At 60.5% G+C, this 20,853-nt stretch carries 20 protein-coding genes and 1 tRNA gene; 6 read left to right on the forward strand and 15 right to left on the reverse strand.

Going from position 1 to position 20,853, the window contains the following annotated elements:
• Positions 1–2: 2 nt before the first annotated feature.
• On the reverse strand, positions 3–752 hold the full coding sequence (locus GM415_RS10850) for a TlyA family RNA methyltransferase (RefSeq protein WP_158948055.1): 750 nt from the start codon (positions 750–752) through the stop codon (positions 3–5).
• Positions 753–946: 194 nt separating this feature from the next.
• A complete protein-coding gene (thrC, locus tag GM415_RS10855) occupies positions 947–2,395 on the reverse strand; it encodes a threonine synthase (protein ID WP_158948057.1) in 1,449 nt (482 codons plus the stop codon).
• Between the two features lie 218 nt (positions 2,396–2,613).
• Here thrC and GM415_RS10860 point away from each other — a divergent pair, with 218 nt between their 5' ends.
• Entirely contained in the window at positions 2,614–3,489 is an 876-nt protein-coding gene (locus GM415_RS10860) for a patatin-like phospholipase family protein (RefSeq protein ID WP_158948059.1), read from the forward strand.
• Between the two features lie 19 nt (positions 3,490–3,508).
• Here GM415_RS10860 and GM415_RS10865 read toward each other — a convergent pair whose 3' ends face one another.
• The gene (locus tag GM415_RS10865) at positions 3,509–4,366 is read right to left on the reverse strand and encodes a LysR family transcriptional regulator (protein WP_242012228.1); all 858 of its coding nucleotides are present in this window, start codon (positions 4,364–4,366) and stop codon (positions 3,509–3,511) included.
• Positions 4,367–4,471: 105 nt separating this feature from the next.
• Between GM415_RS10865 and GM415_RS10870 the strand changes: the two genes are divergently transcribed.
• Positions 4,472–4,816, forward strand: coding sequence for a carboxymuconolactone decarboxylase family protein (locus GM415_RS10870; RefSeq protein ID WP_158948063.1), 345 nt, complete (start codon positions 4,472–4,474; stop codon positions 4,814–4,816).
• Between the two features lie 218 nt (positions 4,817–5,034).
• On the opposite strand, the gene GM415_RS10875 is transcribed toward GM415_RS10870, so the two are convergent.
• The 9 genes from GM415_RS10875 to GM415_RS10915 all read right to left on the reverse strand — a co-directional run bounded on the left by GM415_RS10875 (position 5,035) and on the right by GM415_RS10915 (position 13,829).
• Complete coding sequence (locus GM415_RS10875; protein WP_158948065.1) at positions 5,035–5,532, reverse strand: DUF456 domain-containing protein; 498 nt, start codon at positions 5,530–5,532, stop codon at positions 5,035–5,037.
• A gap of 12 nt (positions 5,533–5,544) precedes the next feature.
• The gene (locus tag GM415_RS10880; RefSeq protein ID WP_158948067.1) at positions 5,545–6,831 is read right to left on the reverse strand and encodes a phenylacetate--CoA ligase family protein; all 1,287 of its coding nucleotides are present in this window, start codon (positions 6,829–6,831) and stop codon (positions 5,545–5,547) included.
• 239 nt (positions 6,832–7,070) lie between these two features.
• The gene (gene dnaB / locus GM415_RS10885) at positions 7,071–8,510 is read right to left on the reverse strand and encodes a replicative DNA helicase (RefSeq protein WP_158948069.1); all 1,440 of its coding nucleotides are present in this window, start codon (positions 8,508–8,510) and stop codon (positions 7,071–7,073) included.
• Positions 8,479–9,027 carry a 50S ribosomal protein L9 gene (gene rplI, locus GM415_RS10890; protein ID WP_158948071.1) on the reverse strand — a complete coding sequence of 183 codons (549 nt, stop codon included), beginning with the start codon at positions 9,025–9,027 and terminating at the stop codon, positions 8,479–8,481. Before rplI ends, dnaB begins: the two co-directional genes overlap by 32 nt.
• A 14-nt stretch (positions 9,028–9,041) precedes the next feature.
• Entirely contained in the window at positions 9,042–9,305 is a 264-nt protein-coding gene (gene rpsR / locus GM415_RS10895) for a 30S ribosomal protein S18 (RefSeq protein ID WP_158948073.1), read from the reverse strand.
• 11 nt (positions 9,306–9,316) lie between these two features.
• Positions 9,317–9,607: a 30S ribosomal protein S6 gene (gene rpsF, locus GM415_RS10900; protein ID WP_158948075.1), complete on the reverse strand. Its 291-nt coding sequence runs from the start codon at positions 9,605–9,607 to the stop codon at positions 9,317–9,319.
• Between the two features lie 380 nt (positions 9,608–9,987).
• On the reverse strand, positions 9,988–10,881 hold the full coding sequence (locus GM415_RS10905; RefSeq protein WP_158948077.1) for a phosphoribosylaminoimidazolesuccinocarboxamide synthase: 894 nt from the start codon (positions 10,879–10,881) through the stop codon (positions 9,988–9,990).
• 55 nt (positions 10,882–10,936) lie between these two features.
• A complete protein-coding gene (gene hisD / locus GM415_RS10910) occupies positions 10,937–12,244 on the reverse strand; it encodes a histidinol dehydrogenase (protein WP_158948079.1) in 1,308 nt (435 codons plus the stop codon).
• A 208-nt stretch (positions 12,245–12,452) separates the two neighbouring features.
• Complete coding sequence (locus GM415_RS10915; protein ID WP_158948081.1) at positions 12,453–13,829, reverse strand: outer membrane homotrimeric porin; 1,377 nt, start codon at positions 13,827–13,829, stop codon at positions 12,453–12,455.
• 409 nt (positions 13,830–14,238) lie between these two features.
• On the opposite strand from GM415_RS10915, the gene uvrC reads away from it, so the two are divergent.
• Positions 14,239–16,062: an excinuclease ABC subunit UvrC gene (gene uvrC / locus GM415_RS10920; protein WP_158948083.1), complete on the forward strand. Its 1,824-nt coding sequence runs from the start codon at positions 14,239–14,241 to the stop codon at positions 16,060–16,062.
• Between the two features lie 127 nt (positions 16,063–16,189).
• Here uvrC and GM415_RS10925 read toward each other — a convergent pair whose 3' ends face one another.
• Positions 16,190–16,867 (reverse strand): metal-dependent hydrolase, encoded by a 678-nt coding sequence (locus tag GM415_RS10925; protein WP_158948086.1) that lies wholly within the window; start codon positions 16,865–16,867, stop codon positions 16,190–16,192.
• A 9-nt stretch (positions 16,868–16,876) separates the two neighbouring features.
• Entirely contained in the window at positions 16,877–17,443 is a 567-nt protein-coding gene (locus GM415_RS10930) for a UbiX family flavin prenyltransferase (RefSeq protein ID WP_158948088.1), read from the reverse strand.
• Between the two features lie 358 nt (positions 17,444–17,801).
• Between GM415_RS10930 and GM415_RS10935 the strand changes: the two genes are divergently transcribed.
• Positions 17,802–17,878, forward strand: a tRNA-Arg gene (locus GM415_RS10935).
• Positions 17,879–17,963: 85 nt separating this feature from the next.
• On the opposite strand, the gene GM415_RS10940 is transcribed toward GM415_RS10935, so the two are convergent.
• Positions 17,964–18,371 (reverse strand): bacteriohemerythrin, encoded by a 408-nt coding sequence (locus tag GM415_RS10940; RefSeq protein WP_158948090.1) that lies wholly within the window; start codon positions 18,369–18,371, stop codon positions 17,964–17,966.
• Positions 18,372–18,600: 229 nt separating this feature from the next.
• Here GM415_RS10940 and GM415_RS10945 point away from each other — a divergent pair, with 229 nt between their 5' ends.
• A complete protein-coding gene (locus GM415_RS10945) occupies positions 18,601–18,882 on the forward strand; it encodes a hypothetical protein (protein WP_158948092.1) in 282 nt (93 codons plus the stop codon).
• Between the two features lie 100 nt (positions 18,883–18,982).
• The gene (locus GM415_RS10950) at positions 18,983–20,827 is read left to right on the forward strand and encodes a UbiD family decarboxylase (protein ID WP_158948094.1); all 1,845 of its coding nucleotides are present in this window, start codon (positions 18,983–18,985) and stop codon (positions 20,825–20,827) included.
• Positions 20,828–20,853 lie beyond the last annotated feature (26 nt).

Consider the following 20,853-nt stretch of genomic DNA (forward strand, 5'->3'; position numbering starts at 1 on the left):
TGTCACCGGGGTTTCTTCATATAGGCCAGATATTCCTGGTTGCCCTTGGGACCGAGTATGCTGGAGGGCACCACGCCTTCCACGGTCAGGCCCAGCTCGGTCCGGCAGAAATCGGTGACCATGTCCACGGCCTCCTGGCGCAGGGATTCATCGCGTACCACGCCTTTGTCCGTCTGGCCGGGCCCCAGCTCGAACTGCGGCTTGATCAGCACGGCCAGCTCGCCTCCGGCCCGTAGGAACTGGAGGCAGGCGGGCAGGATCTTGGTCAGTGAAATGAAGGAGACATCGGCCACGATGACGTCCACCGGTTCTGGGATCAGGTCCGCCTCGGCATGGCGAATATTGGTTCGCTCCAGATTCACCACCCGGTCGTCCTGCCGGAGCTTTTCGTGCAACTGCCCGTATCCCACGTCGGCGGCATAGACCCGCACAGCTCCGTGCTGGAGCATGCAGTCGGTGAACCCGCCGGTGGAGGCCCCGGCGTCAAGTGCGACCTTGCCTGTGAAGTCGATGGAAAATTCGTCGATGGCCGTGAGCAGTTTGTACGCGCCGCGAGACACGTACCGGCTGTCCTCCGGGACCGTAAACTCGGTGTCCTGCGCAAACTGCTGGCCTGGTTTGGTTACCGGAATCTTCTGGCCCCGGTCCAGGTAGTGGACCTTCCCGGCCATGATCAGCCGTTTGGCTTTCTCCCGGCTCTCTACGTAGCCCCCGGAGGCCAACAACTGATCCGCTCGCTGCTTTTTTGCCATTGTGAGCCTCCGGCGGCCGGGGGAAGGGGAGAGAGGGAAACCCTTTGCAAAGGGCTCTCCCTCTCTCCCCTTCCCCCGGACCCCCATCCCCTCTTTCCCTTCCTAAACTCTTTGTCTGCGCTTCGCGCAAGTGGAGGCCAAGGGGAGGTGAGTCTTGGCTTGCCATTCGGGCACGGCAAGCCTTGGTGGAGTAGTTACTTTTTTTCCAGCCCCAGCTTTGCCACCACGTTGTCGGCGGTGGTGCGAGTGTATTCCTCGGCGGAGAGGCGTTCCTTTTCCTCGGGGGTGATGACCAGCTCCGGCTTGTTGGCCAGGCTCATGTCCGGGGTGACCTCGAACTCGGGCGGGAAGGCATTGTCGAAGTACATATTCTGGAAATCCACGAACTTGAGCTGGTGAGCCGTGGAGTCAAGGATGCACAGCTCCTCATCGGAGATCAGGCCCAGCTCCATGGCGCGCTTGGCGCCGGCAAAGGACTCGCCGCCCTGGGTGCAGGCGATGTGCCCGTTGCGGTTGGCCTGGATCATGGAGTCCATGATCTGCTGCTCGGTGACCTGGATGACCTGGAAGGCTTCCTTGCCACCCACGGCCTCGAATTTTTCGGCGAAATACTTCACGCGCGGGAACGAGACCGGGCTGCCGATCATGGCGGCCTGGGCCACGGAGGCGCTGACGGTCACCGGCTCGTACTTGCGTTCCTTGGGATCGTCCACGGCGTAGTAGCGGTAGACCGGGTCCGCGTGATGGGACTGCACGCCGAAGATGCGCGGCAGGTCGGAGATGACGCCCAGGTCGTAGAGCTTGAGGAAACCGGCCATGATGGCGGTGATGTTGCCCGCGTTGCCGATGGGCACGAAGATGCATTTGCCCTTCATGTCCCAGTCGTACCACTGTGCGCATTCGAAAGCGTAGGACTCCTGGCCCAGGATGCGCCAGGCGTTCTTGGAGTTGAGCAGGGCCACGCGGTAGTTGTCGGCCAGGTGCTCGACTACCTTCATGCAGTCGTCGAATACTCCGGGCACCTCCAGGACCACCGCGCCGGAGCCGAGCGGCTGGGCGAGCTGGGCCGGGGTGACCTTGCCATGGGGCAGGATGACTACGGACTTGATGGCTCCGCCCGCATAGGAGGCGTAGAGGGCCGCAGCGGCGGATGTGTCGCCCGTGGAGGCGCAGACGGTCAGGATCTGGTCCCAGCCGTGCTTGCGGATGAGCGCGCGCAGGTAGGAGAAGCCGCAGGCCATGCCCCTGTCCTTGAAGGAGGCGGAGGGATTCTGTCCGTCGTTCTTGTAGGCGGTGCGGATGCCGGTCGCGGCCTTCAGGGCCGGGCTGGACTCCACCAGCGGGGTGTTGCCCTCGCCCAGGTAGACGATGTCCTCTTCCTCCAGCACCGGAGCCATCAGCTCATAGAAGCGGAAAATGCCGCGCAGGGCGGTCTTCTTGGACGCGGCGCGTGCGTCGAAAATCTTCCTCCACTCCTCACCCGGCGTTTTTTTCAACTCGTCGAAGGAGAGGTTCTCCAGCAGGAACACGCCACCGCAGTCGGGGCAGGTGTAGTAGAGTTCGTCGGTGGGGAAGCGCTTGCCGCAACCAAGGCAGAAGTACTCCATGTCGCCGCGATAGGTGGGGAAAAGATCTGCAGTCATTATTGCACCCGGTAAAGTTGGTTCTGTCCATGAATATCGCCGTAAAACGGCCTCCCAAGTTCGCCTAAAACACTGCTGGACGCAACCAAAAATGTGCGCACTGCGTTGGCGGGAAGCCTGTCCGCCCGGTTTTTGTCACAGCATCGTCCATTGACCGGCGGTACGGCCTTGGTGCTATGGTGCGTGGCAGTTCAACAGGAGATCAAGGAAGATAGATCATGCGCAGAAAGAAAACGGTTTCCCTCGTCCTCGGCAGCGGAGGCGCGCGGGGATTGGCTCACATAGGCGTCATTCGCTGGCTGGAGGAAAACGGCTATCGGATCAAGTCCATTTCGGGCTGCTCCATGGGAGCACTGGTGGGTGGTATCCACGCCATAGGCAAGCTGGACGAGTTCGAGAAGTGGGTTCGGGCCGTGACCAAGTCGGACATGGTGAAGCTTCTGGATCTATCCCTGGGCATGGGCGGCTTGTTCAAAGGTGGCAAGATTATCAATACACTCAAGGATTTGGTGGGAGACAGCCGGATTGAAGACCTGCCCATCGCCTTTACTGCCGTGGCCGCCAACCTTTCTCGCGCCCGTGAAGTCTGGTTCGACGAGGGGCCCATGTTCGAGGCCATCCGGGCGTCCATCTCCATGCCCATCTTCTTCACCCCATACCAGTATCGGGGAGAGGACCTGGTGGACGGCGGCATCCTGAATCCGGTGCCCATTGCACCTACCTTCAGCGATCACAGCGACGTGACCATCGCGGTCAACGTCTGCGGTCCGCCCATGGACGACCCGGAGTCAATCTTCGCCGATCACGAGGAGGAGCTTTCGCCTCTGACCGAAGCGGTTTCGGATTTCATCGGCAAGATTCGCTCGAGCATTCCCCGAAGCTCTCTGAACATAAAGGCCTTCGATATCGCAGCCCAGTCCTTCGAGACCATGCAGGGCGCCATAGCGCGGCAGAAAATTGCGGCCTATCCGCCAGACCATCTGCTGGAGGTCCCCAAGAACCTGTGCACCATCCTGGAGTTCGACAGGGCGGCCCCGCTCATCCGTTACGGCTACGACCTGGCGCAGGCGGAACTGAACGGCTCGTTGGAGTAGCAGGCCGACCGGGGATACTTCAGGCGTTCCATTCTTCGCCGGACAGCATGTCCGCGATGAAGCTGTGGAAGGTGTCGGCGGCTTCATTCTCCGTTTCCGCCTTGTGCAGTTCCATGGCCACGGGGGCGATGGACGGCAATCCCTCTTTGGCCGTCACCCGGCGGCAGCCTGGGGCCCGGCAGTTGCGAGTGACCGGGGCCACGGCCAGGCCCGCCTGTACTGCGGCCAGCACCCCGGCCATGCTCGGGCTGCCATACGCTATGCGGTACTCTATCCCTGCTGTTTCCAGGGCGGCCAATGCATTCCGGCGATACAGGCACCCAGCATGAAATAGAGCCAGGGGCAGGGGCCGTTTTTCAAGAGCTTCGCCCCGGTCGGCCACGGCCCAGGCCAGATCGAGCCGATGGGTGTGTGCGTCGGAAGCAGGCTCTCCGGTGGCGAGCATGACATCAAGTTCCCGCCTGGCGAACCGTTCCCTTAGGGTGGGCGAGGCGTCACAGTAGACCTCCACCTCAATCAGGGGATGGGACGAGGCAAACCGCTTCAGGATGGCCGGGAGATGCAGGCTCGCGTAATCCTCCGGGGCGCCGAAACGGACCACGCCTTTCACTCCGGGCGTACCGATGGCGGCCAGGGCCTCATCATGGAGCGCCAGCAAACGGCGGGCGAACCGATAGAGTATCTCTCCCTCGGCAGTTAATGTCACGCCGCGCCCTTCCCTGACGAACAGCGTTTTTCCCAATTCGGTCTCTAGTCGTTTTATCTGCATGGACACAGCGGATTGCGTTCTGTGCACTGCGTCCCCGGCACGGGTGAAGCTGCCCGTGTCGGCGGCCGACACAAAGGTTCGCAGCACATCCGGCGCAAGTTGCGTCATGGTTGTCTCATCAAACATACTTATGAATTACATCAAGAGAATTCGTTTGTCGAATGAGTCAGCCAGGCGTTAGCAAAGGAAAAAACGCAACCAAAGGAGACAGCGATGAAAGAAAGTCAGATTGCCCTCAAGGAAAGCATCGGCCGTCACTGGCAGGCCTACAAGGACGCCATGCCGGAGATAGCGGACGTGTATGATCCGTTACCGCAGGAAGTTTACAAGGACGGCGTGATCAGCGCCCGGCACAAGCGCCTCATGGCCCTTGTCGGCGGGTTGGTTCATGGCTGCCGAGGGTGCATCCTCTACCAGACGGAAAACGCGCTCGAACTCGGGGCGAGCGTCGAGGAAATCTGCGAAGCCTGCGCTGTGGCCGTATCTCTCGGCGGAACCATGGCGTCGGCGGAAACCTCCCGCGTAATGGCATATCTTGAAGAAAAGGGAATTTTGTAGCTAAAAAAAGCCGGTCAGATGACCGGCTTTTTTACTCCTCTGTTGCCCACCTATCCCTCGGCAATCAATGGCAAGCCATGCCTCCACTCGCTTCTGAGCGAAGCGAACCCAAAGAGTTTAGGAAGGGAGAGGGGATGGGGGTCTGGGGGAAGGGGAGAGGGGAACCCTTTGCAAAGGGTTCCCCTCTCCCCTTCCCCCAGCCGCCGGAGGCCTTTTGCCTACGGCCAGACGCGGGGGATGGACATGACCACGATAACTGCGCCGATGGCGGTCTTGAGCGTGAAGCCCAGGGCCTTGCCCACGAACGCGCCCTTGGCGGCGAGCATGGCCTCGGGCCTGGAGCGGCCCGGGCTCTCGGCGATGAAGCAGCCGAGCCATGCGCCGCCCAAGGCGCCGAGCAGGGCGCCCACGCCGAGGAAGAAGGGCGCGCCGAAGATGGCTCCGGCCACCGCGCCGATGATGCCGCCGATGTTGCCCCGTCTGGATGCGCCGTATTTACCGGCATAGCGGGCCTGGAGAATAAACTCCATGGCTTCGGCAATGCCCGCCACCACGCCCATGATGATGACGTAGTTCCAGGACATGGACTCGGGGTAGAGGTATCTCCACAGCGCGATCAGCCCCAGGGCCAGCCAGTTGGCGGGCATGGAGAAGAGCTGAAGCACCTGGGACAGGCACAGCAGGAGGATGACCAGAACGGCCCAGACGTATTCCATGTCGGTCTCCGGCTATTTCTTGCGGTTGTCGATCACGCGCACGGCCTTGCCCTCGCTCTTGGGGATGGAGTCGTGCTGGCAGAGTTCCACTCGGGGGGTGATCAGGATTTCGCTGCACAGGTTCTTGGCGATCTTTTTCTGCAACCCTTGCAGGGCGCGCATGTCTTCCACGAAAAATTCGTCCTTGATCTCCACCTTGACCTTGAGCTGATCGGTGACGCCCTCGGTGATCAGTTCGATCAGGTAGTTCTGGCCCACTTCCGGCATGGACATGAGGCATTGCTCGATCTGCATGGGGTAGATGTTCACGCCCTTGAGGATCATCATGTCGTCGGCGCGGCCCGCGATGCGGTCTATGCGCCGGTGCGTGCGCCCACAGGCGCAGTCGCCCGGGACGAACCGGGTCAGGTCACGGGTGCGGTAGCGGATGAGGGGCATGCCGTCGCGCAGGAGGGTGGTCATGACCAGTTCGCCGATCTCGCCCTCGGCCACGTGTTCCCCTGTGTCGGGGTTGATGATCTCCGCGATGTAGGCGTCCTCCCAGACGTGCATGCCTTTCTGCTCGATACACTCGAAGGCCACACCCGGGCCGTTCATCTCTGAGAGGCCGTAGGAGTTGTAGGCCTTGATGTGCATCATCTCCTCAACCTTTCGCCGGGTTTCCTCGGTGTGCGGCTCCGCGCCGATGAGCGCGATACGCCACGGCATATCCTTTACGTCGAATCCGGCCTCGTTCACCTTCTGCGCGAAGTAGAGGGCGAAGGAGGGGATGATGTGCAGGACCGTGACGCTGAAGTCGCGGATGAGCTTGATCTGGCGCTTGGTGTTGCCCGCTCCCGCCGGGACCGTGAGCATGCCCAGCCGCTCGCTGCCGTTGTGAATGCCCAGGCCGCCGGTGAACAGGCCATAGCCGGACATGTTCTGGAGCACGTCGGAACGACGGCAGCCGCAGCAGTACATGCTGCGCGCCATGAGGTCGGCCCAGGTGTCCAGGTCTTCCTGGGTGTAGAAGATCGCCGTGGGCGTGCCAGTGGTGCCGCTGGAGGCGTGCAGGCGAACGAAGTCGTCCAGGGGCCGGGTGAGCATGCCGTAGGGATACTGGCTGCGCAGGTCGTCCTTGGTGGTGAAGGGCAGTGAGGTTACGTCCGCCACGGATTTGAGGTCGTCGGTATTCACACCAGCCAGATGTTCCTTGTAGAACGGGGACTTTCTGGCTTTTTCAATGGTCAGCTTCAGGCGCTCGAGCTGGAGTTCCTCCAGGGCGGCGCGATTCATGGCTTCGACGGTATCGTAATACATGGCGGCTCGGGGCTAAAGGTTACAATGTGGTGCAGCAGCCCGTTTACTTCTTTATTCGGGAAAATTCAAACCCTAGTGACTCTTTTTTGCACAGGGGGAAGAGGGCGGCATTGAGCGCGTGGGTTGGAAATCAGAGGCTGTGGACGCCTTACGGCGGCGATTGTCAGGTGAGTGTCGTCTCCGGCGGCCAAAGAGCTATGACCCTTTGGAAGTCCCATCGCGCCTTCGGCGGGAGGGGATCAGACTCCTTCGGGGAGTTCGGAGGGATAGGGAGTGACATCCATGTTCTCGAACAGGGTGTACTCCTTCTTGAAGAAGAGTTCGCACTTGCCCACCGGGCCGTTACGCTGTTTGGCGATGATGATCTCGGCGTGGTTCTTGAGCGGGTTGTCCTCGGCCTTGTTGTAGGCCGCATCACGATAGAGAAAGATAATGATATCCGCGTCCTGCTCGATGGCGCCGGACTCGCGGAGGTCGGACATCATGGGGCGTTTGTCCGTACGTTCCTCAACCTTGCGGTTGAGCTGAGACAGGGCGATGACCGGGACGTTGAGCTCCTTGGCCAGGGCTTTGAGGGATCGGGATATTTCGGAGATTTCCTGTTCGCGGGAATCGGTCCTTCCCGATGCTCGCATGAGCTGGAGGTAGTCGATGATGATCAGCCCAAGGTTGTGCTCGGCCTTGAGGCGGCGGCAGCGGGCCTGGAGTTCCAGGGTGGAAAGGGCCGGAGTGTCGTCGATGAAGAGCGGGGCCTGTGACAGGACATCGCCCGCTTCGTAGAGCTTCTGCCAGTCCTGGTCCTCGAGGTAGCCGGTTCGCAGGTTCTGGAGCCCGACCTTGGCCTGGACGGCCAGCAGACGGGTCATGAGCTGCTCCATGGACATTTCGAGCGAGAAAATTACGGTGGGTGTGTCGGACCGGGCCGCCGCGCGCAGGGCCACGTTCAGGGCGAAGGCGGTCTTACCCATGGAGGGGCGGCCGGCCATGATGATCAGGTCCGAGTTCTGGAGTCCGGCGGTCATGCCATCGAAGTCGTGGTAGTGGGTGGCGATGCCGGTGATGGCCGACTTGTTCTCGTATTTCTTGGTCAGGTCTTCGAAGACCCGATCCAGGAGTCGCTTGGAATCGAGCTGGTTGGCCGTGCCCTGGGACTGGGCGATGTTGAAGATTTCCTTCTCGGACTGGCCGAGCAGCTCATCCACGTCGCTGGCTTCGTAGCAGTTGGTGATGATGTTGGACGAGGCGTCGATGAGCTTTCGGAGAATGGACTTATCAGCCACGATCTTGGCGTGGTGCCGGGCGTTGGCCGAACTGACCACAGAGTCCGCGAGTTCGAAAAGATAGACCGGCCCACCGATGGTCTCCAGGGTTCCGGTGGACTCCAGGTAGTCCTTGACCGTGACCAGGTCGATGGGCTTCTGCTTGTTGTAGAGATCGATGAAGGCCTGGAAGATGGTCCGGTGCGCGGGAGAATAGAAATCGTCTGCATCGACGATGTCCACCAGTTCATGGAACATGGTGTTGGACTGGAACACGCCGCCGAGGACGGCCTGTTCGGCTTCCAGATTCTGGGGGGGGAGTTTGCGTAAGAGATCGGAAGAGGCCCTTTCCAGGGCCTCTTCCGGATTGGTGTCAAATCGGCCTGATCTAGGCCTCGGCGGTTTCGGATTCTGCGGCATCGGTCTCTACGGATTCCGTGGCAGCTTCTTCCGCGACAGCCTCTTCTTCGACGATTTCTTCCTCGATGGGGCCGCCGTGGCGGACAACGGCGAGCTTCAGTTCGCCGCGCACATCCGGGTGCAGCTTGATTTCGATTTCGAACTCGCCCAGGGAGCGGATAGGCTCGGCCAGGAGGATCTTGCGGCGGTCGATGTCGATGCCGGCGGCTTCCATGGCGTCACCGATGTTGGCGGTGGTGACGGAGCCGTACAGCTTGTCGCCTTCGCCGACGCGGACTTCGATCTCCACCGGAGTGGCGGCGATCTTGGCGGCCATGCCTTCGGCCTGGGCGCGCAGGGAATCGGCCTGCTCCTGGAGCTTGCGGCGCTCCAGCTCGAAAGCCTTGAGGTTTGCATTGGTGGCGGGCTTGGCAAGTCCCTGGGGGATCAGGTAGTTGCGGCCAAAGCCGGGCTTGACGGTAACGATGTCTCCGAGTCGACCCAGAGCGTCGACATCAGCGCGAAGGATAAGTTTCATTTGGTCATCCTCCCTTAGATGGAGCTACGCTTTTTCACATCAGTGCTGTGAACGGTGGTGTAGAACAGGAGGGCCATCTGACGGGCGCGCTTGATTTCGTTGGTCAGGCGGCGCTGGTGCTTTGCACAGGTGCCGGTGATGCGGCGGGCAATGATCTTGCCGCGCTCGGTGACGAAATCACGAAGGATATCGGGGCGCTTGTAATCCAGGGGGAGTTCCTTGTCCGCGCAGAAGCGGCAGAACTTCTTCCGAGGGGTGAATTTTTTGCGAAATGCCATGGTTGGACCTCCTAGGCAGCCAGTTTGACGGTCATGAACTTGAAGATGCCGTCGGTGATGCGGATGTTGCGTTCCAGTTCGGCCACCAGCGCACCGGGGGCTTCGAAGACCAGGCGAACGTAGTAGCCGCGGGTCTGCTTCTGGACGGGGTAGGCCAGCTGGCGCATGCCCCAGTCGTCGGTCTCAACCATTTTGCCGCCTTCCCGGTCCACGATGGCGGTGAGGGTGCCCAGGATTTCTTTCCTGTTTTCCTCAGCCAACTCGGGAGACAGGAGGACGAGCGTCTCGTAATTGTTAGCCATTTTCATAACTCCTTTTGGTCGTTGGCCCTCTCCAACAACGGAGAGAGCAAGGCAAGAGGGGTTTCATAGATTGAAACGGTGCGCCTGTCAAGCCGGGCACCCCCCTCCCGTACCGCTACTTCTTTTCATCATCTTTTTCCGGCGGCGTCCAGCCGCATTGGTCCTTTCCGGGACCTCATCCCCCGCCGCCGAACTTGCCCCTGATCATTCGACTGACCAGGAAGGCAACGAGGAACAATCCGATAAGCTGCAACCATTCGTGCATTTGTTACCTCTTGGGATGTTGCTGACTGCCTGCTCCGGTGTTTGAGCCTTTTGCCCTTGAGTCCCTGCGAAGTTCCCTTGGTTTGTAAAGGGCGAGGGGAGGGGCGAGGCGACACCTACACCTGGAGTTCGCTGCCGGTAAGCAGCTTGTAGGCTTCCATGTATTTGGCGCGGGTCTGGGCCGCGATTTCTTCCGGGATATGGGGAGCCGGGGGCTGCTTGTTGAAGCCGATTTCGATGAGCCAGTCGCGGAAGTACTGCTTGTCGAAGCTGGGCTGGGACTGCCCCGGCTTGTAGCCGTCCATGGGCCAGAACCGGGAGGAGTCCGGCGTGAGCACCTCGTCGATGAGGATAAGCTCACCGTCGAGCATCCCGAATTCGAACTTGGTGTCCGCGATAAGGATGCCGCGCTCCTTGGCGTAGTCGCGGGCGCGGCTGTAAATGTCCAGGGCAAGCTTTTCGACCTTGCGCATCATGTCCTCGCCGATGAGTTCGGCGGCACGTTCCAGGGTGATATTTTCATCATGATCACCCAGATCGGCCTTGGTGGAGGGCGTGAAGAGCGGGGTCTCCAGCATATCGGATTCCTTGAGGTTGGCAGGCAGCTTGTGACCGCAAACCTCGCCGGTCTTCTGGTAGTCGCTCCAGCCGGAGCCGGTGATGAAGCCGCGCACGATGCACTCGATGGGCAGGGGGGCGGCCTTCTTGACCAGCACGGAACGGTCCTGAAGATCCGCCTTGTATTTGTGCAGCGGTTCCGGGTAGTCGTCCACGTTGGTGGCGATGATGTGGTTCGGGGTCAGGTCCTGCATCATATCCATCCAGAACAGGGTGATCTGGTTGAGGACCTTGCCCTTGTCTTCGATGGGATCGGGCATGACCACGTCAAAGGCGGAAATGCGGTCCGTGGTGACCAGGAGCAGCTTGTCGTCGCCGATGGCGTAGATGTCGCGGACCTTGCCCTTGGAGATGAGGGGATACTCGGTGATGTTGGTTTCCAGAACGGCCATTGTCTCTCTCCTATAGGTAATGCAATGTGCTGGCGTTGGTTGTCGAACGTGATTTCTACCGCTGCTTGCGGAACTCCACGCTGCGGGCGTGGGCTTCGAGGCCTTCCAGTCGGGCCAGTCTGGCGATCTTGTCGCCGTGCTCGGTGACATAGCTGGGGCTTGCAGCGATCACACTGGATTTCTTGCAGAAGTTCTGCACTGACAGGGCGGACGAGAAGCGCACCGTGCGCAGGGTCGGCAGTACGTGGTTGGGACCGGCGAAGTAATCGCCCACGGGCTCGGGGGAGTTGTGCCCCATGAAGATGGCGCCTGCGTGGCGGATGGAGCCGAGCAGGGCCCACGGGTCGCTCACGGCCAACTCCAAGTGCTCGGCGGCAAGCAGGTTTACCAGCTCTGTGCCTGTTTCAAGGTCCGGCACGGTGATGATGGCCCCCCATCCGTTCAGGGAGTCACCCGCAATGGCGCAACGGGGCAGGGCATCGCACTGGGTCTTCAGCTCGGCCTTGACCTTGGCGGCCAACTCGGCGTCGGGCGTAACCAGGATGGAAGCGGCCAGTGGATCGTGTTCAGCCTGGGAGAGCATGTCCGCAGCCATCCAGGCCGGATTGGCGGACTCGTCGGCCAGGATGACGATTTCGCTGGGGCCGGCCACCATGTCGATGCCGACCTGCCCGATGAGCTGGGACTTGGCTGTGGCTACAAAGATGTTGCCCGGTCCGGCGAGTACATCGCAGGGAGCAATGAGCTCGGTGCCGAAAGCCAGTGCGCCTATAGCCCAAGCGGAGCCGGTCAGAAAGATTTCGTCCAAGCCAAGAAGGGCGGCTGTCGCTAATATGTAGGGATTCAGGGTGCCGTCTTTGCGGGGGGGCGAAGTCACGGCGATGGACTCCACGCCCGCAACCTGCGCCGGAATGGCGTTCATGATCAGGCTGGAGATGAGCGGAGTTTCACCGCCCTGGCCACCGGGTACGTAGAGGCCGACGCGGTCCACGGGACGAACCATTTGTCCGAGGATTGTGCCGTCCTCAGCCGTGGTCCACCAGGAGTTTTCCTTTTGTTTTTCATGGAAATCACGAACTCGTGCGATGGCTTCCTCGAGGATGGCCACATCGCTTTCCGGGATTTCTTTCAGCGCAGCCTCGATGGCTTCCTTGGGCACACGGAGCTTGTCCGCCGTGAAGCCGGGGCAGTCGAAGCGGGCCGTGTATTCGGCCAGGGCCTCGTCACCGCGTTGCTTTACCGCTTCCAGGATTTCTCTGACGGTGCCGTCAACGTTGGTGTCCGGGTCTTTGCGTTGGTCCAGCCACTGGGTGATGGCGGGCCAGTCGTTGCTATCGGTATATGTCAATTCTCTACAGGGCATGGTGTACCTCTGTGGGCTGGTGTTCCGGCGGGCGGGAAAGGGAGACGGAGCGGCCCGCCAAGGGGAGTTGGTATAGCCGACACCGTTTCAAAAGTCGAGTCCCGCCGGGAGGGCGGAAAGCCAAAGAATGAGGGCCGGGGTTTGCACTCCCCGGCCCTCGGCGTCACTCAGGTGAAGATTTAGCTAGAAGCTAAGTCGTTATACAAGCTTAGAACTTGTAGACCAGACCGGTGCTGATCTTCCAGGCGTCGCCGCCCTTCTGGTCGGCGCCCCAGACGGATTCCTTGGTGTCCAGGTTCAGGTAACCAAGTTCCATACCGATGGTCATTTCGTCGTACAGCTTGTAGTAGGTGTTGAAGTCCACTTCGATCAGGCTGTCCTTCTCGGTCAGGGTGCTGCCGTAAGCAACGTTGCCGTAAGACTCGGAGTAGGCGGTGCCGATTTCCTTGTCGTTGGTACCCTTGGCGTAGATGATGGTGGCGGTGTGGGTCAGGCCTTCAGCGAAGGACTGGATGTCCTTGAGGGAGGCGCCCAGGGCCCAGAAGCCGAGGTACTTGCTACGATCGCCCATGGAACCCTGCAGGAAGGTGTCACCACCGAAGAAGAAGGAACCAAGAGCCCAGTTAGAGGCGGACAGGAAAGGCATACGCTCGGAGTCGCCGGAACCCTTGGAGGCGTTTCCGTCTTCACCAGTGGTGTAGGCGAAGAATACTTCGGGGGTCATGTAATCCAGACCGGTGTACTCGAGGGCCATGTCGAACAGCCAGCCAGAACGCTCGTTGATGTCGTTCTTGGCCTGCACCTTACCATAGTTCAGGTCGGCCTTCAGGACGAAGGGATCGAACAGGTCCATGGTGAAGGCAGCGCCGAGCCAGTAAGCACCGTCGTACTCGTCGGTGGTGGTGGAGCTGGTGGCGTTCAGGGAAGCCAGGTTGGGCAGGTTGGTGTCAACTTCGTTGCCGCTCAGACCCTTACCAACGTTGGCGTACATGGCGAACGGCTGCAGGGAGAAGCCGTCGAAGGCCATGGGCAGGGCGGCGACGTAAGCGTCGACCTGGCTCTCACCAGCGGTGTTCTCGTCGAAGGCGCGGGCGTAACCGGCCAGGAAGGAGACGTTGTCGGTGATCGGACCGGAAACCATGGCACCGGCGATTTCACCGTCGAGGATGAAGGAACCACCACCAATAGCGGTCGGCAGGGACAGGCCCATGTAACCGGACTTGATGTTGATGGAGGTGTCAGGCCAGTTGAAGTCGATGTAAGCGCGGCGCAGGCCGATGCCGGTGGCGCCGGTGTAGGTGTCACCATCGACGGAGTAGTCGGAACCCCAGAGGCCCTGAGTACGGGTGTACATGACGGCCTTCAGGTTTTCGCTGGCGATGAACTCGAGGACGATGTCGATACGCTGCTTCACGTTGAACACGCGAGAGTCGTTGTCTTTGGCGCCCTTGTCTTTGAAGTTCCAGTTGGACTGCCACATGGCGTCGTTAACAAACTGGCCGCTGGCCTTGAAGTCGGCAGCGGAAGCAGCAGCAGCGCTGAGCACGAAGGCGCACAGAACTGCGAGCATGATGAGACGTTTCATTGTTGTCTTCCTTTTTTTGCGGTTATCACTAGAGTTAACGCCTTAACTGGAAACCTCTTTACCTCAGGGATGGGGGCTTTGACAAGGGGTTGGGGCAAAAAAATAACGGTTGGTAAAAATTTTTATACCGTCAAAAAAGTTTAACTTAAGAAGTGTGCCGATATCATCTAACTAACTGTTATAAATATATTTTTAATTAATACAGTTGACGCTGTGGAGAACTGTATTTTGTCTGTGTGCGCTGTTTGAAAAAAAAGCGTTGAAAAAAAACCACACAGCTGAGTGGGGTGGGTACAAAATTTTTGCCGCTCCGATAAGGGGTGCGTTTTCGCGTTCGGAAGGGCCTGACGGAGGCCATAAATACCCCTTAGCGGAGCATGGTCTTCCATGCTATATATACCCCTACGCCATGAGTGAGACATTTACCTTCATTTCCTCCGACTATCCGGATTCGCCCGGCGTTTATCTGATGAAAAACGCGCGTGGGCGGATCATCTACGTGGGCAAGGCCAAGCGGCTCAGACGCAGGCTAGCCTCCTATTTCCAGAAGAACGCCGGGCACACACCCAAGACCCGGGCTTTGGTGGCCAATGTCCGGCAGGTGGACATACTCCTGACTGGCACCGAGAAGGAGGCTCTGCTCCTGGAGAACGGGCTGATCAAAAAGCACCGGCCCCGTTACAACGTGGTGCTCAAGGATGACAAGCAGTACGTCCTGTTCCGGCTCGACAAGCAGTCGCGGTTCCCTCGGCTTTCCATCACCCGCAAGGTGACCCGAGACGGTTCGGTCTATTTTGGCCCCTTTACCTCGGCGGCCGCGGCCAGGGCCACCTGGAAACTGCTCGGCAAGGTTTTTCCCCTGCGCAAGTGCTCGGATCATGTTTTCAGGAACCGCGTCAGGCCATGCCTCTATCACGACATCCACCAGTGTTTGGCTCCCTGCGTCAAGGATGTGGACCATACAATGTATATGGACCAGGTCCGAAGGGTGGAGATGCTCCTCTCGGGCAAGTCCGGCGAGTTGGTGGAGATGCTTCGTCGGCGTATGGAGGAGGCCTCGGAGCGGCTGGAGTTCGAGCTGGCCGCCGCCTGCCGTGACCAGATTCGGGCCGTGCAGAAGACCGTGGAGGGCCAGGTGGCCGTTATTCACGACAACCGCGACCGAGACGTTATCGGCCTCGGTGAAAACGAGAATGGCCTGGGACTCGGGCTGCTTTTCGTGCGCCGCGGGCGCCTGCTGGACGAAAAACAGTTCTTCTGGCCCGGCCTGACTCTGGACGAGGGGCCGGAGGTCCTGGAGAGTTTCCTGCTGCAGTATTACCGCACGGGACGGTTCATCCCGTCAGTCATTATCGCCCCACACGACGTCGAGGATGGCGCGCTGGCCGAGGTGCTTGCCGAGCGGCGGGCGGCTCCGGTGCGCATTGCGCCCCCCCAGTCAACCCAGGAGAAGAAGCTGCTGGAGATTGCCCGTTCCGTGGCCCGTCAGGCCAGGCAGGACAAGGACACCATCTCCCGGAGGCTGATGAAGGTGCTGCGGCTTCGGCAGGAGCCGTTGCGCATCGAGTGCATCGACGCCTCCCATCTGGGGGGCACGGGCATGCGCGTGGGCCAGGTGGTTTTTGAGGAAGGCCGTCGGAACAAGGAGGCCTCGCGGGTCTACTCGTTTCCGGACCTGGAGGGCTCGGGTGATGACTATGCTGCGCTGGCGGCGTGGACGCGGCGGAGACTTGAGTCCGGGCCTCCCTGGCCTGACCTGGTGCTCATCGACGGCGGACGCGGCCAGTTGTCAGCCGTGGAGGCGGCATTGGGCGAGTGTGCTGACGAGGAATTTGAATCCTGCTGGGAGTTGGCGGCCATCGCCAAGGGACCGTCGCGCCGGGCGGGGGAATTGGACGACCAGATATTTCGTCCGGGCCGCAAGAACCCAATGCCGCTCAAGTCAGGCGGCGCGGAACTGCTTTTCCTGCAAATGGTCCGTGACACCGCACATCGCTTCGTTCTTGGCAGGCAGCGCAAGGCGCGCAAGAAGGCCGTGCTTTCCAGCGAGTTGACTTCGCTGCCGGGCATCGGACCCAAGACTGCGCGCATCCTGTGGGATCGGTTCGGCTCGCTTGACGCCATGCTGGAGGCGGATGCAGCCGACCTCCGCGCACTCCCAGGCGTAGGGCGGAAGAAAGGCGAGCAGATTCATGCGGCGTTGCTTTCGCTGAAAAAGGCCCGCAAGGGGTAGGTGGCTGAGAAAGGCCTGCTTACTGATCTGTTTTAAAAAGAATCCCCTTCGCATGCTAAACAGCGCGACGGGGATTCTCTTGTGACTTGTTCCGCTATCCCCTGCGTTGGCAGGGCTGCGCACCCGGTCAGATTTCGGTGGGAACCCCCACCTTCAGTTCGGCCAGCCGTGTGTCCGGTGCCATCATGGCCAGTCGTTCGGCGAATTCCTTGGTGCTGCTGTCCAGAAGCGGCCAGGTGCCCCAGTGCATGGGGATGACCGTGTCGCATTTGAGCAGCTTGCAGGCGTAGGCGGCCTGCCGGGCGTCCATGGTGAAGTGCCCGCCGATGGGCAACATGGCGATGTCTATGTCGTGGAATTCCGCGAACAGGCCCATGTCGCCGAACAGGCCGGTGTCGCCGGAGTAGTATACGCAGGTGTCGTCGGGGAAGGTCAGGATGTAGCCCACGGGCACTCCCGTGATCGAGGAGTGCATGGCCTGGACCATCTTGATGGCTATGCCGTCGAGGAAAACGGTGCCGCCGATGTTCATGCCCACGGCGAGGTCGTCAGACAGTCCTTTGGGCATCAGCGCCTGGATGAGGTCAAAGATGGCCACAACCTTGGCGTTGTGTTTTTGAGCCAGTTCCAGGGTCTGGCCGATGTGGTCACCGTGGTCGTGGGTGACCAGGATGATGTCGCACGCCTCGATGTCCTCATAGGTGACCGGCGCGGAAGGGTTGCCTTCGAAAAACGGGTCGATGAGCAGGGTGGTCTCTCCGGTGGCCAGCCGGAAGTTGGAATGGCCAAACCAGGTGATCTCCATGATTGCCTCCTATTCTCCCCAGCGCGGGAACAGGTCGTGGGGAATGTCGAGTTGGTCCAGAATCCTGCCTGCCAGGTGGTCGGCCAGGTCGCCGATGGTTTCGGGCCGGTGGTAGAACCCCGGGCAGGCCGGAAGGATGATCGCCCCGGCTCGGTCCGCGGCCAGCATGTTTTGCAGGTGGATGGCGCTCATGGGCGTCTCGCGCGGAACCAGGACGAGCTTTTTGCGCTCCTTGAGCGTCACGTCCGCGGCCCGCTGGATGAGGTTGTTCCCCACGCCGGTGGCCACGGCTGCCAGTGTGGCCATGGAGCAGGGACAGACGACCATGCCGTGGTGCCGCCACGATCCGCTGGCGGGAGGGGCCGCGATGTCGCGCTCGTCGTGTACCGCATGGGCTCCGGCGGTCAGCGCGTCGGTCGTCATGTCTGTTTCCAGTTCGAGTACCTTTCTGGCCGCATCGGAGATGACGACGTGCAACTCCACGTCCTCTCGTCCGCCAAGGGCCTTGACCAGGGAGGCCGCGTACAGGGAACCGCTTGCGCCGGTCACGGCAAGTATGATTCGTTTGATTTCCATTGATGGCTCGTTTGCGTTGTCGTTTCGATTCCCCATTCATACGCTGCCATCCGGCTTTCCCGCAAGGCCATTCCCCTGTGCCGGAGAAACATTCCGGTTTCGCTTTCGTTCAATATCATATAACCTTGACAAAGAAGTGGGTGAAGTATAGCTACTTCCTTCCCCGCCCCGATCGTCATTTCGGGGGCAGCTTGGCGAAAAAGGTCCAAGCGCAAGGGGAAAGCCGTTTGACGGCAGATCGCCGGGAATGCCCTTAGCGCTAGGCGCGAGTGGGAAGCAGGGCCGCAGCGTATTCCGATACGCAAGGGTCTGGTTCCCACAAAGCAACGCGGTGATCAGGTTATTCCCGGCGATCTGCGGGCTATTAGCTCAGTTGGATAGAGTGCTTGCCTCCGGAGCAAGAGGTCACAAGTTCGAATCTTGTATAGCCCGCCACAGAAAACAAAGGCCCGCGTACCATCGGTACGCGGGCCTTTTCTTATATATCGATTCCGGGCCACCGGATCAGGAATGCTTCTGGTTACTCCTCGGCGTGGCTCTCTTCCTTGGGCATGAACATGGAGTATTTGCGGTCCTCGTCCATGATGTGCGTGATGAGCCAGCGGCTCAGGAAGACGAATATCTGGGAGAGGTTGGTTTTCTCCAGCATCTTCCTGCGGAACTCATCCACGTCGGCGTTGAATTTGGCGTGCAGGGCCTTGTGCGCCTCGATCTCCGGATAGCCGTAGCGCATCAGGTAGCCTTCCTCGGTGGCGAAGTGGAGCCGCGCGTAGCGGGCCATCTTGTCGACCAGTTCGGCGCGCTTGTGCTCGTCATGCCGCCGCACCGCGTCGTAGGCCTCATTGATGAGGGCGATCAACTGTCTGTGCTGATCGTCCAGTTCGTCCACGTGGACGGCCATGCTTTCGTCCCATTCCATCAGGGGCATTCTTCTCCTCCGGGTATGATTTGCTCGAGAGAATTCCTAGCACATGGACGGTTGGTGTCAATTGGCGAATATGCCCGGAAAAAGGATATCAGTAATCTCGGTAAGTTGTATTTTTGTTTTTGGAAAAATAACCTGAAGCGACGGAGGAGAGTAACATTATAATACCAACTGGGCGGGGGATGTGCTTGTCTCATAAACTGAGGGATTACCTGCCTTGGAGGTTTTATACATGCGTAAAATGGTAATTATGTCAAACAATTGTCAGGAGTGTGTATTTCACAGGAAGAAATGCATACTGGGCCACAAGCGGCCCTGGAACGCCGTCACCTGTGATGACTACCGCCCGTATTGCCTGGTCTGCAACTACCCGAAGGTGTTTTGCAACACGTGCCGCAATCTCGGGTTCAAACACCTAAAGCCCATGGACGGCGACCTGAGCATCGAGCACGATCCGTTGACTCATGCGCACTATGAATGCGTCTGGGTGCCGCCGCAGATGGCAAGACAGTAGCCTGCACGTACACGAGGTTCCCCGCTGCTCCCAATCTCCCCTTAACTTTTCCCGCCACTTTGTCTAGATTGACTCGCCAACGACTCGTGGGGGAACCTCAATGGGATACAAGAATACTCGGCAGTGCCTTGACGCGCTCGAGGCCGAAGGCGAACTGATCCGCATCGACGCGGCGGTTGACGCACGCATTGACGCCGGCGCCATCCAGCGCAGGGTGTTTCGGGCCGGTGGGCCTGCGCTCCTTTTCACCAATGTGAAAGGGTGCCGCTTCCCCATGGCCGCCAACCTGTTCGGCACGAAGAAGCGGATGCATTTCCTCTTCCGGGACACCGTGGACACGGTCCGGCGGCTTATGAAGCTCAAGCTGAACCCCATGGAGGCGCTCAAGCGTCCGTGGCAGTATCTCGGCGCGCCCCTGACCGCGTATCACACCATCCCGAAGCGGGTATCCACCGGTCCGGTCATGCAAAACGTGACGTCGGTCTCCAGCCTGCCGCAGCTGGTCTCCTGGCCCATGGACGGCGGGGCCTACGTAACCCTGCCCCAGGTTTACACCGAGAGTCCTGCCGAGCCCGGATTTGCCGGGTCCAACCTCGGCATGTACCGGGTGCAGCTTTCGGGCAACGACTACCTGCGCGACGAGGAAGTGGGGCTGCACTACCAGATTCACCGGGGCATCGGGCACCATCACGCCCAGGCTCTTGAGAAGGGTGCGCCGCTCAAGGTCAACATCTTCGTGGGCGGGGCTCCGTCCATGACCCTGGCCGCAGTCATGCCGCTGCCCGAGGGGCTGGCCGAAATCTTTTTTGCCGGGGCCATGGGCGGGCATCGCATTCCCATGGTCCGGCGCGAGGGCGGACTGCCCATCCCGGCGGAGGCGGATTTCTGCATCTGCGGTACGGTGATGCCCGGCGCGGAAAAGCCCGAGGGGCCGTTCGGCGACCATCTGGGCTATTACAGCCTGACCCATGACTTTCCGGTGCTCAAGGTGGACGCGGTGTATCATCGCGACGACGCGGTCTGGCCGTTCACCACGGTGGGCCGCCCGCCCCAGGAGGACACCCTGTTCGGGGACTTCATTCATGAGCTCACGGCGGAGTTGGTGCCGTCGGTGTTTTCCGGAGTGCACGAGGTCCACGCCGTGGACGCGGCGGGCGTGCACCCGCTGCTCCTGGCCGTGGGCAGCGAGCGCTACGTGCCCTATGCCGGGGAGCGCCAGCCCCAGGAGCTGCTGACCAACGGCATGGCCCTGCTCGGCAACACCCAGACTTCGCTTTCCAAGTATGTGCTTATCGCGGCCCGGGAGGACCTGGAGCATGGCGTCAATTGCCACGACATCCCCGCCTTCTTCCGGCACATGCTGGAGCGGGTCGACCTGACGCGAGACCTTCATTTCATCACCCGGACGACCATCGACACCCTTGATTATTCCGGCATCAGCCTGAACCAGGGCTCAAAGCTGCTCTTCGCCGCAGCGGGCGCGCCCAAGCGCACGCTCTCCGTGGAGATGCCCTCGGGCATGGATTTGCCGCGCGGTTTCCGCGATCCGCAGGTGTTCGCCCCGGGCATCCTGGTCATCAAGGGGCCCAAGCACAGGCGCAAGCGGGACCAGCAGGACCCGGCCATGGAGCGGCTGGCCGCTGCACTGGTCAAGGCCAAGGGCGTGGAGGGCTTCCCCATGATCGTAGTGGCGGACGACGCCGGATTCACGGCAACGGACTGGGACAATTTCCTCTGGGTGACCTTCACCCGTTCGGACCCGGCCACCGACATCTACGGCGTGAACGGGTTCACCCATGCCAAGCATTGGGGTGCGGAAACAGCCATGGTCATCGACGCAAGGCTCAAGACCTACCACGCTCCGCCCCTGGAGCCGGACCCCGAGGCCGAGAAGCGCGTGGATGCCCTCGGAGCCAAGGGCGGCCCCCTGCACGGTATTATCTAGGTTATAATTCGAGCTGTATGCCTATG

Origin of the sequence: Pseudodesulfovibrio cashew (assembly GCF_009762795.1) — a bacterium.
Lineage (GTDB): Bacteria > Desulfobacterota > Desulfovibrionia > Desulfovibrionales > Desulfovibrionaceae > Pseudodesulfovibrio > Pseudodesulfovibrio cashew.

Coding starts and splice junctions, on each gene's coding strand:
- GM415_RS10850 (WP_158948055.1), bottom strand. CDS start 752: ATGGCAAAAAAGCAGCGAGCGGATCAGTTGTTGGCCTCCGGGGGCTAC.
- thrC (WP_158948057.1), bottom strand. CDS start 2,395: ATGACTGCAGATCTTTTCCCCACCTATCGCGGCGACATGGAGTACTTC.
- GM415_RS10860 (WP_158948059.1), top strand. CDS start 2,614: ATGCGCAGAAAGAAAACGGTTTCCCTCGTCCTCGGCAGCGGAGGCGCG.
- GM415_RS10865 (WP_242012228.1), bottom strand. CDS start 4,366: ATGACGCAACTTGCGCCGGATGTGCTGCGAACCTTTGTGTCGGCCGCC.
- GM415_RS10870 (WP_158948063.1), top strand. CDS start 4,472: ATGAAAGAAAGTCAGATTGCCCTCAAGGAAAGCATCGGCCGTCACTGG.
- GM415_RS10875 (WP_158948065.1), bottom strand. CDS start 5,532: ATGGAATACGTCTGGGCCGTTCTGGTCATCCTCCTGCTGTGCCTGTCC.
- GM415_RS10880 (WP_158948067.1), bottom strand. CDS start 6,831: ATGTATTACGATACCGTCGAAGCCATGAATCGCGCCGCCCTGGAGGAA.
- dnaB (WP_158948069.1), bottom strand. CDS start 8,510: ATGCCGCAGAATCCGAAACCGCCGAGGCCTAGATCAGGCCGATTTGAC.
- rplI (WP_158948071.1), bottom strand. CDS start 9,027: ATGAAACTTATCCTTCGCGCTGATGTCGACGCTCTGGGTCGACTCGGA.
- rpsR (WP_158948073.1), bottom strand. CDS start 9,305: ATGGCATTTCGCAAAAAATTCACCCCTCGGAAGAAGTTCTGCCGCTTC.
- rpsF (WP_158948075.1), bottom strand. CDS start 9,607: ATGGCTAACAATTACGAGACGCTCGTCCTCCTGTCTCCCGAGTTGGCT.
- GM415_RS10905 (WP_158948077.1), bottom strand. CDS start 10,881: ATGGCCGTTCTGGAAACCAACATCACCGAGTATCCCCTCATCTCCAAG.
- hisD (WP_158948079.1), bottom strand. CDS start 12,244: ATGCCCTGTAGAGAATTGACATATACCGATAGCAACGACTGGCCCGCC.
- GM415_RS10915 (WP_158948081.1), bottom strand. CDS start 13,829: ATGAAACGTCTCATCATGCTCGCAGTTCTGTGCGCCTTCGTGCTCAGC.
- uvrC (WP_158948083.1), top strand. CDS start 14,239: ATGAGTGAGACATTTACCTTCATTTCCTCCGACTATCCGGATTCGCCC.
- GM415_RS10925 (WP_158948086.1), bottom strand. CDS start 16,867: ATGGAGATCACCTGGTTTGGCCATTCCAACTTCCGGCTGGCCACCGGA.
- GM415_RS10930 (WP_158948088.1), bottom strand. CDS start 17,443: ATGGAAATCAAACGAATCATACTTGCCGTGACCGGCGCAAGCGGTTCC.
- GM415_RS10940 (WP_158948090.1), bottom strand. CDS start 18,371: ATGCCCCTGATGGAATGGGACGAAAGCATGGCCGTCCACGTGGACGAA.
- GM415_RS10945 (WP_158948092.1), top strand. CDS start 18,601: ATGCGTAAAATGGTAATTATGTCAAACAATTGTCAGGAGTGTGTATTT.
- GM415_RS10950 (WP_158948094.1), top strand. CDS start 18,983: ATGGGATACAAGAATACTCGGCAGTGCCTTGACGCGCTCGAGGCCGAA.